Annotated in this window: 11 protein-coding genes, 1 tRNA gene and 1 pseudogene; 6 read left to right on the forward strand and 7 right to left on the reverse strand. The window is 61.7% G+C overall.

The genetic code is table 11. The features are described 5' to 3' along the window. Positions 1-559 precede the first annotated feature (559 nt). The 6 genes from VWY34_RS18340 to rpmH form a co-directional block, all read right to left on the reverse strand. Positions 560-2,104, reverse strand: a complete 1,545-nt coding sequence (locus VWY34_RS18340) for a putative bifunctional diguanylate cyclase/phosphodiesterase (RefSeq protein ID WP_416544437.1) — start codon at positions 2,102-2,104, stop codon at positions 560-562. Between the two features lie 66 nt (positions 2,105-2,170). Then, positions 2,171-3,058 (reverse strand): tRNA 2-thiocytidine(32) synthetase TtcA, encoded by an 888-nt coding sequence (gene ttcA / locus VWY34_RS18345; RefSeq protein ID WP_340546622.1) that lies wholly within the window; start codon positions 3,056-3,058, stop codon positions 2,171-2,173. Positions 3,059-3,165: 107 nt separating this feature from the next. Further along, entirely contained in the window at positions 3,166-3,399 is a 234-nt protein-coding gene (locus tag VWY34_RS18350) for a hypothetical protein (protein ID WP_340546623.1), read from the reverse strand. Positions 3,400-3,785: 386 nt separating this feature from the next. Continuing rightward, positions 3,786-4,043: a membrane protein insertion efficiency factor YidD gene (gene yidD / locus VWY34_RS18355; RefSeq protein ID WP_340546624.1), complete on the reverse strand. Its 258-nt coding sequence runs from the start codon at positions 4,041-4,043 to the stop codon at positions 3,786-3,788. Positions 4,044-4,184: 141 nt separating this feature from the next. After that, on the reverse strand, positions 4,185-4,634 hold the full coding sequence (rnpA, locus tag VWY34_RS18360) for a ribonuclease P protein component (protein WP_340546625.1): 450 nt from the start codon (positions 4,632-4,634) through the stop codon (positions 4,185-4,187). Between the two features lie 26 nt (positions 4,635-4,660). Then, entirely contained in the window at positions 4,661-4,795 is a 135-nt protein-coding gene (gene rpmH, locus VWY34_RS18365) for a 50S ribosomal protein L34 (RefSeq protein ID WP_005980833.1), read from the reverse strand. A 374-nt stretch (positions 4,796-5,169) separates the two neighbouring features. Between rpmH and VWY34_RS18370 the strand changes: the two genes are divergently transcribed. The 5 genes from VWY34_RS18370 (at position 5,170) to VWY34_RS18390 (ending at position 10,811) form a co-directional block, all read left to right on the forward strand. After that, the gene (locus tag VWY34_RS18370; RefSeq protein ID WP_416544436.1) at positions 5,170-5,973 is read left to right on the forward strand and encodes a TVP38/TMEM64 family protein; all 804 of its coding nucleotides are present in this window, start codon (positions 5,170-5,172) and stop codon (positions 5,971-5,973) included. A gap of 2 nt (positions 5,974-5,975) precedes the next feature. Continuing rightward, entirely contained in the window at positions 5,976-7,397 is a 1,422-nt protein-coding gene (locus VWY34_RS18375) for a dihydrolipoyl dehydrogenase family protein (RefSeq protein WP_416544435.1), read from the forward strand. Positions 7,398-7,413: 16 nt separating this feature from the next. Further along, on the forward strand, positions 7,414-8,802 hold the full coding sequence (locus VWY34_RS18380) for a sensor histidine kinase (protein WP_340546628.1): 1,389 nt from the start codon (positions 7,414-7,416) through the stop codon (positions 8,800-8,802). 120 nt (positions 8,803-8,922) lie between these two features. Further along, positions 8,923-8,999: transfer RNA gene (locus VWY34_RS18385), tRNA-Arg, on the forward strand. A gap of 624 nt (positions 9,000-9,623) precedes the next feature. Next, positions 9,624-10,811 (forward strand): multidrug effflux MFS transporter, encoded by a 1,188-nt coding sequence (locus VWY34_RS18390; RefSeq protein ID WP_416544434.1) that lies wholly within the window; start codon positions 9,624-9,626, stop codon positions 10,809-10,811. A 230-nt stretch (positions 10,812-11,041) separates the two neighbouring features. On the opposite strand, the pseudogene VWY34_RS18395 reads toward VWY34_RS18390, so the two are convergent. Next, positions 11,042-11,444, reverse strand: a pseudogene (locus VWY34_RS18395) (IS5/IS1182 family transposase); the annotation flags it as partial. On the opposite strand from VWY34_RS18395, the gene VWY34_RS18400 reads away from it, so the two are divergent. After that, a complete protein-coding gene (locus VWY34_RS18400; RefSeq protein WP_416544450.1) occupies positions 11,340-11,585 on the forward strand; it encodes a hypothetical protein in 246 nt (81 codons plus the stop codon). The pseudogene VWY34_RS18395 and the gene VWY34_RS18400 overlap by 105 nt on opposite strands. Positions 11,586-11,606 lie beyond the last annotated feature (21 nt).

Below are 11,606 nucleotides of genomic sequence, written 5' to 3' on the forward strand. Positions count from 1 at the left end.
TCCTTGCGACGCGGTTGAAGGGGGATTTCGTCCGATCCCTGGCGCAATTGCCGGATCAGGGCGGCATGTCGCGACCCGTCGGGCACGGCGCGCGGCCTACGACAGCAGTTCCATGTCGCGGTGGATCAACCGGCGGTGCAGACCGCCCCGGGTGGGAGCGAGGGCGCGGCAAGGCTGCGGGAGGGCGGGACAGGGAACGGGGAGCTGGGAACGGGGAGCTGGGAACGGGCGGGGCTGGGAGCGGGCGGGATTGAGACCGGGCGGGAGTGGGCAGCGCGCGTGACTGGATCGCAAGAGATCGCGCGCCAAAGATGCCCGCACGCATAAGGCACAAGACCCTCAGCGGCCGAGGGCGCCCGTTTTGCTGTGCCGAACCTGCCGGGGCCGAGCCGGTCGCCGGGAGTTCCTGCGCAGAACCGCCGGATCGCTGCGCCAGGACAAAGCAGAACCCGTGACTGGGCGGCGCGCGCAGACAGGGGGCAACCGAAACCAACCGGAACCAACCGGGGCCGATTGCATAGGTGGTCGCCGAAGGGCGGGGGACTGGGATGTCAGCGGATCAGCTGCTGTGGCGCCCGATACTGGGGGCCTCCTGCAGCTTTGCCTCATGGGCGGCGATCCAGTCGAGAGTCTGATCAAAGGGCATCGGACGGCCAATGCCAAAGCCCTGCACGTGATCGCAGCCCAGCTGGGACAGGAGGGCATGCTCGCCAACGGTCTCCACCCCTTCGGCGAGGGTTTCCAGCTCCAGCCGTTCGGCCATGGTCAGGATGGCGGCAATCAGCTTTTGCTGCTCGGGGTCGCGGTCGGCTTTCATGACGAAGGAGCGGTCGATCTTGATCCGGGATACGCGGAACCGCTGGACCGCCGCGATGGAGGCATGGCCGGTGCCGAAATCATCCAGATCAATGCCGCAGCCCAATTCGCCAAGGGCGGCGATATTGCGGACGATCATGTCATCCGGGCGGTCGGTCATCACGGTTTCGAGGATCTCGACGCAGAGCCGGTCCGGGGTGAGGCCAAAACGCTCAAGCTCCCATTGGATGCGCTCCACCAGATTGGCGTTGCGCAACTCGTCGGTGGCGAAATTCACACCGACCGAGGGGACATGCAGGCCGGCGGCATCCCAGGCTTTGAGCGCGGTGAGCGCGTTGTAGAGCATGATTTCGCTCAATCGTTCCATCAGCCCGGCGCTCTCCAGATAGGGCAGGAAGGACATGGGCGCGATCATCCCGCGTACCGGATGGGACCAGCGGGCCAGCGCCTCAAACCCGGAGACACGGCCGGTGTCGGTGCAGATCTGCGGCTGGAACCAGGCCTGGATCTGACCGTTTTCCAGTGCCTCGGTCACCTCGTCGATCATGTCTCCGCGCGCCTTGCTGCGCTGATCCATTTCGGGGGAGAAGGCGCGAATGCCGGAGGGGCCATTGTTCTGCGCGTCCAGCAGGGCCGTGCAGGCGGCGCCCATCCAGTCGCTGCCTGCCGGTTTCGGGCTGCGGCTATGGAGGCAGAATCCGATGGAACAGGAAATATAGAGAGAGGCACCATCAACCGAAATCGGCTCTTCGATGGCGGCCTGAAGCCGTCCGGCCATCTGGATCGCGAGTTCCAGATCCATTTGCAACACCGGTGTGAGGCAGATGGCAAACCGAGAATCGCCAATCCGGGCGACATAGTCCTGCGGGCGCAGGATGGAGATGATGCGGTCGCCACAGCGGTTGACCAGCTGATCGGCGGTTTCCTGGCCGTGGCGCTGCGCCAGCTCCTTGAAGTCATCAAGCTCAAGCACAAACACGGCCGAGCGCAGGCCGGTATCCGCGGCGCTGTCATAAACTTCCGAGACGATTTCGCTGAACCCGTCGCGCATCATCATGCCGGTCAGGCTGTCGCGTGGCATGGCGGGGCGGCGGAAATAGGAAAAGCCACCGGAGGCGACAAGAACCAGCGGCAGGCCAAGAGCAACGGCCAGCAGCGCCACCTCGCCACCCATCCAGAAAGTTGCCAGTGTGAGGGCCGGCAAAAACGCAAGCAGCGGCGGCCCCAGCAGCACCGGGGCAATCCGTTTCCTGACCTGTGTCAGCGTCTGCGACAGCATTTTTGTCATCTGTAGACCTTTCACCTACGGCATGTGGTGCTGGCTACAGATTAAGGTCGCGGTCTGACCGGCAAGTTAACGCAAATCGGGAATTTCGTCCGAATCCGTCCCCAAATCAGGTTTTTTCAACATAAGAGCGGAAAAATCGAACAGCTTGGGGTCCAGAAGATGCGAGGGGCGGGCATTCATCAAGGCCCGGAACATCACCTGACGGCGTCCGGGGCTGTTTGATTCCCACTGATCGAGGATCTGTTTCACCTGCTGGCGCTGCAACCCGTCCTGGCTGCCGCAGAGATCGCAGGGAATGATCGGATAATTCAGAGCCTTGGCGAATTTTTCGCAGTCCACCTCGGCGACATGGGCGAGGGGGCGAAACACGAACAGATCGCCCTCTTCGTTGACCAGTTTCGGCGGCATGGTTGCCAGACGACCCCCGTGGAACAGGTTCATGAAGAAGGTTTCCAGAATGTCGTCGCGATGATGGCCGAGCACCACCGCAGAGCAGCCTTCCTCGCGCGCGATGCGGTAGAGGTTGCCCCGGCGCAGGCGCGAGCAGAGGGCGCAGAAGGTGCGGCCCTGCGGGACCTTATCCATCACGATACTATAGGTGTCCTGATATTCGATGCGGTGCGGCACGCCCATCTTTTCCAGAAACTCCGGCAGCACGGTGGCCGGAAAACCGGGCTGGCCCTGATCTAGGTTGCAGGCCAGGAGATCCACGGGCAGCAATCCGCGCCACTTCAGCTCATAAAGCACCGCCAGCAGGGTATAGCTGTCCTTGCCGCCCGACAGGCAGACCAGCCATTTCGGCGTGCTGCCGTCCTCGCGCCGCTCGACCATGCCATATTGGTCAATCGCCTCACGGGCGTAGCGCACGATCCGTTTGCGGAGTTTCTTGAACTCCGTCGTCGAGGGGGCGCCGGCAAACAGCGGGTGGATATCGTCCAGATCATCATCAAGCATGGGCGCGCCCTAGCCGAGGATCGGCGTTTTGCCAAGGAAAAAAGGTGATCCCGGTGGGTAGCAGGCTTCTGCTCGCCGGGATCGTCAGCCGGGATCGTCAACCGGGATCAGAAATAGGGGCGCGACGATGGCAGCCTGTCGGCGAGCGGTGGCAGGCCAATATCCCGGCGCAGATGGTTGCAGATCGGCAGCGTGCTGGCGCGTCTGCGCGGCGGGCTTTGTGCGGCAATCATCTGGCGCAGGATCGCCGTCAGGGTCCGGCGCAGACCAAGATCGGCCAGAATCTGCGCCAATGCGGCATGGGGGTCGCGGAGCGGGGTGGGAAATTGTGTAGATGTCATGCGTGTTTCCGGCTGCATGCAGACGGGTCCTTTGTTGTGAAAGATGACAGATGTGCCCAGACCGTGCAGCAAAGACGGGGTCGAAGACCGGATCAAAGACAGGCGTCGACGATGGCTTCGCTAGGGGTGGTCTGGGATGGTACGATCAGATCGGGCGCACATCAGTGCTGAGCCGCGATCAAGGCAGACTGGATCAGGCGCGTGCCTGTCCCGTATAGCCCCCAGGAGCACGTCGCCATTGAACAAACTTATTCATAAACAGCCCTCCTGCATCTATAGGTTGATCGTTTCAGAGCCTTAGCACGGCCCGACTGCCCCAGTTATACCGGTATTCCATACTGTGGCAGAAATGGCGCGCAGCTTTGGCGGGCATCGGCCCGGACTGGTTATCGTCGATCTGCGGTCTTGTCATGGCTGTGGTCACAGCCCGGCACCGGGTCGTAGCCATCGCCGCCAAACGGGTGGCAGCGGCCGATCCGGCGCAGCGTCAGCCATGCCCCACGGAGGGCGCCGTGTTTCTCCAGCGCCTCAAGCGCATAGGCCGAGCAGGTGGGCTGATAGCGGCAGTTGAAGCCGACCCAGGGGCTGAACAGCAGCCGATAGGCGCGCACGGGCAGGGCAAGGAGATGGGCCAGCGGGGTCATGGGAGTTAGATAGGCAGAGTTGAGCGGTATGGCAATCAGGACCGCGCCTGAGTGCGGGGGGAGAGCGGAGCCGCCTTCCCGTGGGGAGAGGGGCCGTGTGCTGCGCCAGCTGCCTGCCGGGCAAATCGCCTTCGGAAACGATTACTTGCCGTGGATTTTCTTCAGCGCGTAGATGAGATCGTTTTGCAGATCTTCAAAGGGGCGCTCGGCGGTCTCTGTCGCGCGCCCGATCAGGACATAGTCCCAGCCGGACCGGCCATGCAGGGGCAGAATCAGCCGGGCGACTTCGCGCAGGCGGCGTTTGGCGCGGTTGCGGGCCACGGCATTGCCGACCTTCTTGGAGCAAGTAAAGCCCATGCGGATGGCATCGCCGCCGGCTTCGCTGTCCTGGCGGCGTTTGCGACCCTGCACCATCATTCCCTTGGTGCCCTGACGGCGGGCGCGTGCCGCCGCGAGAAAGTCGCGGCGTTTGGCGATCACCTCCGGGCGGGGCAGTGGGCGGTCCAAGGTATCAGATACGCAAACGGACACCGCCGGAGACCTGGTCCCTTGGGCAGCTGAGCCGTCCTTGGGGGTCTCCGGCGGTGTCATGTCCGTCTGAACAGTGCTGGGCGCGATTACGCGCTCAGCGACTTGCGACCGCGTGCGCGGCGTGCGTTCAGGATCTTGCGGCCTGCCTTGGTGGCCATGCGCGCACGGAAGCCGTGGCGGCGTTTGCGAACCAGGTTCGAAGGCTGATAGGTGCGTTTCATCGCTCCGGTCTCCAACTGTTTACATCGGGACGGCGCGGAATCGGCCACCCGGGGGTCTATCTCGAAGCCCGGTCTCTAGAAGGGAATGACCGGCGAGTCAAACCCCAAGGCGGTTGTTTTCTGCACGAAATGCAACATTTCCATGAAAACCGGGCGCTGAAGCCCCTATAGCAGAAGATATTTGTAACAGACAGAGGGGCGCGCGCTGTTTGGCTCACTTTTTTGCAGGCAATGATCAAGCGGGCGTGAAGATATCGCCCGTGGTCTCGTACCGGGGCCATTTAGCAGGTAGCCAGAGACACAGACCCGCCGCGTCTGCGGTGCCGACCATGACCGGCCAGCCAATGGCCCAAGACAGCAGGATTTGACCACCGATGCCAGATCATCCCGAGCAGCCCGATATCGCGGAGCATTCTCCGGCCCAGCCCACCGCATCCGAATCGCGTGACAGGGCAGAGAAGAAACCGGCGCTGACCCGGTTCCTGCCGCTGGCCGTGGTGCTGGTTGTTGCGGTGATCGGGGCGATGACGCTGGGCGATTACCTGACGTTTGAGACCCTGCGCGACAATCGGGTGGCGCTGATGGCGTTTCGCGATGAGAATTATCTGGGCCTCGTTGGCCTGTTTGTACTGGCCTATGTGACAATTGTTGTCTTCTCGCTGCCGGGCGCCGCTGTGGCCTCCGTCACCGGCGGGTTCCTGTTTGGTCTGGTGGCGGGCACGCTGTTCAACGTGCTGGCAGCCACCATTGGTGCGGTTGGCATCTTTCTGGCGGCGCGCTGGGGGCTTGGAGCGATGCTGACCCACCGGCTGGAAGCGGCGGAGGGCCGCGTGCGCATCCTCAAACAGGCCCTGCGGGAAAATGAGATCGAGGTGCTGCTGCTGCTGCGGCTGGTGCCTGCGGTGCCGTTTTTTGTCGCCAATCTGCTGCCCGCGCTGGTCGGGGTGAAGCTGGTGAATTTCCTGTGGACCACGGCGGTGGGGATCATCCCCGGCGCCATCGTCTTTACTTGGATTGGCGTGGGCCTTGGTGCGGTGTTTGACCGGGGCGGGACACCTGATCTGTCGCTGTTGTGGGAGCCGTTTGTGATCGGGCCGATCCTTGGTCTGTGCGTGTTGGCGGCGCTGCCCATGCTGCTGAAGAAACGCCGTCCCGCGGCCTCCGGAAAGGACCAGTGACCATGCAAGAGCTAACCTGCGATCTTCTTGTGATCGGCGCCGGGTCGGGCGGTCTCTCTGTTGCGGCAGGGGCAAGTCAGATGGGCGCCGACGTCGTGCTGCTGGAAGGGCACAAGATGGGCGGCGACTGTCTGAACTATGGCTGCGTGCCGTCGAAATCGCTGCTGGCCAGCGCCAAGGTGGCCTATGGGCAGGCCCATGCCAGCGCCTATGGTGTGGCCGATCAGCTGCCGGTGGTGGATTACGCCGCCGCCAAGGACCACGTGCAGGACGTGATCGCGACCATCGCCCCGGTCGACAGCCAGGAGCGGTTCGAAGGGTTTGGTGTGCGGGTGATCCGCGCCTATGGACGGTTTGTCGATGATCGCGTGGTCGAGGCCGGGGAGCACCGCATCACCGCCCGGCGCATCGTGATTGCCACCGGATCCTCGCCCCTGGTGCCCCCAATCGACGGGCTGGCCGATGTGCCCTATTATACCAATGAGACGCTGTTTGACCTGCGCGAGCGGCCCGATCACCTGCTGATCATCGGCGGTGGTCCGATTGGCATGGAGATGGCGCAGGCGCACATCCGGCTGGGCAGTCAGGTCACGGTGATCGAGGGCGACAAGGCGCTGGGCAAGGACGACCCGGAGCTGGCGGCCATCGTGCTGGAGCAGCTGCGCGAGGAGGGCGTCGAGATTGCCGAAGGCGCGCAGGCGGAAACTGTCGCCTCCACCGAGGATGGCGGCATTCGCGTCACCGCGAAGGATGGCCGGGTGTTCGACGGCAGCCACCTCCTGATGGCGGTGGGGCGCAAGGCCAATATCGACCGGCTGAATCTGGAGGCCGCCGGTGTCGAGACCAACCGCGCGGGCGTGGTGGTGGACGACAGCCTGCGCAGCAGCAACCGCCGGGTCTATGCCATTGGTGATGTCGCGGGCGGGATGCAGTTCACCCATGTGGCGGGCTATCATGCCAGTGTGATCATCCGGTCGATCCTGTTCGGCCTGCCGTCGAAAGCCAAGACCAGCCATATTCCCTGGGCCACCTATACCGCGCCCGAGCTGGCGCAGGTCGGGCTCACAGAAGCGCAGGCGCGCGAGAAACATGGCGACCGGATGGAGGTGGCGCGGTTCGACTATCACCACAACGACCGCGCGCTGGCCGAACGTCACAGCACCGGCCTGATCAAGGTCATGGTGGTCAAGGGGCGCCCGGTCGGCGCCTCTGTCGTGGGGCATCAGGCGGGGGAGCTGGTGGCGCTGTGGTCGATGGCCATCGCCAATAACCTGAAGATGAGTGAGGTCGCGGCCATGGTGGCGCCCTATCCCACCATTTCAGAAGTGAATAAACGCGTCGCAGGGGCCTATTTCTCGCCACGGCTTTTTGATAGTCCAATGGTGAAACGAGTGGTGCAATTTGTGCAACGCTGGCTCCCGTAACGCCGGAAGGGGCTGAATGCTCAATACGCTTTCAGGCAGATTCCTGATCCTGACCACGGTCTTCGTGATGTTGGCCGAGATCCTGATCTTTGTGCCCTCCGTATCCCGGTTCCGTCTCGATTATCTGGCCGACCGTCTGGAGCGGGCGCAGATCGCGTCGCTGGCGCTATTGGCGGATGACATGCTGGACACCGAGCTGGAGGCGGAGCTTTTGGAGAATGCTGGTGTCTTCAACGTGGTTCTGCGGCGGGACGAAGTGCGCCAACTGGTGCTGTCCTCACCGATACCGGCGCCGATTTCGGGCACTTATGATCTGCGGATGAGCAGCCCGTTTGCACTGATCGGCCATGCCATGCAGCGGCTGGTCACGCCGGAAAACCAGATCATCCGGGTGATTGGGGCGCCGGTGCGAGACGCTGGTCTTCTGATTGAAATCACGATTGAAACCAAGGGTCTGCGCGATGCGATGATTGATTACGGGCTGCGTATTCTGCTGCTCTCGGCGGTGATCTCAATCTTTACTGCCGTTCTGCTGTTTGCTGCGGTGCGCCGGTTCATGGTGAAGCCGATCAAGGGGGTCATCGGCTATATGCAGCGCTATGCGGCGGCGCCGGAGGATGCCCGTGGGATCATCCACCCCAGCGCCGGTGTGCGTGAGCTGCGCGAGGCCGAAGAGGCGCTGATGCAGTTGCAGACCGAGCTGACCCATGCGCTGAAACAGCGCGAGCGGCTGGCCCAGCTGGGCGGCGCTGTTGCCAAGGTCAGCCATGATCTGCGCAATATCCTGACCTCGGCGCAGCTGTTCACCGACCGTATCGAGATGAGCGAAGACCCCCTGGTGCGGCGCCTCGCGCCGAAGCTGGTGAATTCGATCACCCGCGCGGTCTCACTCTGTGAGGGGACATTGGCCTTTGGCCGGGCAGAGGAGCCGGCGCCGACCTTTGGCCGGGTTGCACTACACGGTCAGGTGGAGGACATCCTGGAAAGCGAGAGCCTGGCCGGCGGAGCGGAGGGGCGTGTCACCTTCCGCAATGAGGTGCCCGTCGATCTGAGCCTGCGGGCGGATCCCGAGCAGCTGTTCCGCATCGTGATGAACCTGGTGCGCAATGCCCGTCAGGCGATCGAGGCCAGCGGTCAGCCGGGGCAGATCACCCTGTCTGCGCGTGAAGATCACGAGGCCTGGTGGATCTCCGTCACCGATACCGGCCCCGGCCTGCCGGTGAAAGCGCGGGAGAATCTCTTTACCCCGTTTCAGGGCGGCATCCGCAAGGGCGGCACCGGCCTTGGCCTTGCCATCGCCGACGAACTGGCCCGCGGCCATGGCGGCATGGTGGTCCTGCGCGACACCGGTCCTGAGGGCACGGTATTCGATATCTGTCTGCCCAAGGGCGACGGCACTCTTTGACGCCGCGGTGCCCGCAATCCGCGCGTCGGAACGCCCCAATCGCAAAAAGAAGAAAACCTGCGGCAATCTGACATTTTGGACTTGCACCCCCGCGCCGCTACGCTTAAACCCCGCCGCAGTGGACCGATAGCTCAGCTGGATAGAGTACTTGACTACGAATCAAGGGGTCGGGGGTTCGAATCCTCCTCGGTCCGCCACTTCCCTCCTTTGATACGTCAGATTTCGAGCGTCAGATGTGTTTGACTTTTCCGTCACATCATTGACCTGACGTGCGATAACTGCCTGCGTTCCATGCTGGTGCAAAATATGCGCTGCAGCATTGTGCCAACATGCGGCAGGCCACAAAACAGCAGCTCAATCGGCATCAACGCCTCTGGGCCGATCTGCGCGTTCGGGGAGGTTCCTGGGACAAGGCGCCCGCGAATTCGGCCTCGCAGGCTCTGCTGTCACCTTGGCAGGTATGGCGTAGCGCCGATCTGGAAGGACCGAGCAAGCTGTGGCCGCCGCTTTGCAATACCACGCCAGAGCAGCTTTTCCCTGATCTTTGCTTAGAGACCTAGGGCGGCCATCCATGGGCGACGCAGCGAAAGCGTGCAGTTAGTCCGGATTGACCGATGCTGCGCTGTGTATGGGTGGCAGCTTTGCGTGTTGCCAGGGTCAACGATCCTTACTACGCTTGATCCCAAAGGAGTGAGATCATGACCTTCAAATTCGTCATCGATGTAGCAAGCAAGAGGCGCATGGTCCGATAGGGTTCTCCATATCCGTTTCCATGCGCCCCCGACATTCTCGGGGGCTTTTTTTATTGCTCAGAGCATCAGATGAACCGCGCAAGAACACCTCCGAATTTGATCACATTGATCCTGTTGACTGGGTTTTCGCCCATGTCGCTCAACATGTTTCTACCCGCTCTGGCTAACATCGCTGTCGATCTCAATACCGACTACGGTACTGTGAGCTGGGCGGTGTCCGGATATCTGGCAATAACGGCAGTTATTCAGTTGATCGTCGGGCCCTTGTCAGACCGGATCGGCAGGCGACCGGTCCTTCTGGTGGTTTTGTTTGTTTTTGCTTTCGCCTCTGTGGGGTGCGCTTTTGCTCCAAACATCGTGGCTTTTCTGTTCTGCCGGATGCTCCAAGGCGGCATCGTCGGCGGTTACGCGCTTTCTCTCGCGATCGTTAGGGATACGAGAACGGCGCGGGAGGCTGTAAGCCTGATCGGCTATATCGGAATGGCGATGGCGATTGCTCCAATGGTCGGCCCCATGCTGGGAGGGGTGTTGGACACCTTATTTGGGTGGCGGTCCGTCTTTGGTTTCTATGCTGTAGCGGGCTTCGGATTACTGCTGCTTTGCTGGTTCGACCTCGGAGAAACGAGGCCTCAAAGGGCAACAGATGCCAGCACTCCGGCACCTGGCACGATGATGCTTATCCGTGAGCCCCTGTTCTGGGCTTATGCACTCTGTGGTGCGCTTTCTGTCGGCGCATTCTACATCTTTCTGACAGGCGCACCTCTTGTTGCGCAGTCCGCTTTCAATGTCACAACCGCTGGACTTGGATTCTATATCGGGACCATCACAGTTGGCTTCATGATCGGCGGGTTCTTAGCCGGTCGGGTTGGAAAACACTTCGAACCAACAACCATGATGATTGCGGGCCGGGTCATGGCGTGTAGTGGTATTGTGGGCGGTTTGCTGTTGCTCGCATCGGAGATCATGTCAGCGGAGATTTTCTTTGCGAGCACGATCTTCGTTGGTTTAGGGAACGGCATGACCATGCCGGGATGCAATGCCGGTGCGATGTCGGTTCGACCAGATCTCGCCGGAAGCGCTGCCGGGCTGAGCGGCGCTCTCATAGTTGCAGGCGGTGCGGTTGTTACCACAGTGACGGGCAACCTCGTATCACAGACGAACGGGGCGCAAACGCTGCTTATGCTTATGCTAGTTTCAACGGGACTGGCGTTGGCGTTTGCCATTTGGGCAGCATGGTTGAGTAAGAATAGGGTCTAGTCTCAAAACAATAACGGCCGTCGGGCCATGTGCAGACAAAGCGATCCTTGAAAACGGGCGCTATTGGCGGAGCTCGAGAATGTCAGAGTTTCCCTATCCGGAGTGCGGCGCGGTACAGGATTTTAGTCATTGATGGCGTTGCCGCTTTGGTCCGATTCTGAAAATAGACCGGTTCTCTGGTGCAGAATATCGCCCCCTGAAAATGGTCGAGAGTGCCTTTCTTGTCTGGCTTATTGCGGTTGCTGCGGCGCAGGATAGTTTGTGGCCAGTTTCTGGAGATTGTGGGCGGTTGCGGCGAGGAGAAATTCGTCATTTGCGCCGCATGACCCATGTAATAGGAGCCGGTTCAGGTTCCTCGCCGGTTGATCGACTGGAAATCCATATTCTGGCGGCAGCGCGCCTGTGATGGGCGGCCTGACACGTGTGCTTCAAACACTGCTATATGGCGATGCCCCTGCCGGTCGGCCTGCGGTTCGGATCGGAACAGTTCCGGGGGAATTGCTTCACCTCGTGCCCTTCAGGGCAGATGTGTTGATTGTTCTCGGCGTCGCACTCGAAGTCGGCTCTGGTCCGGGTCCAGTCACTGCGCTCAGATTTGTCGAAGCACGAGATGTGCGGGGCGATCTGTCGATCGCCTGCCAGCATTTGGCTGACGATTTTTTGCTTGCGGCGGCGGCACTTTCGAAAAGCGATGAAGACAGGCCGATCACGGGCCGACACCCTTTCGAGCGTGCTAACGCGCTGGGCGAACTGCCCTGCATTTCGCAGTCATGAACCGAAGATCTAGTACGAGGA

It is taken from the genome of Phaeobacter sp. JH20_02, from assembly GCF_048056915.1.
GTDB classification, from domain to species: Bacteria; Pseudomonadota; Alphaproteobacteria; order Rhodobacterales; family Rhodobacteraceae; genus Phaeobacter; species Phaeobacter bryozoorum.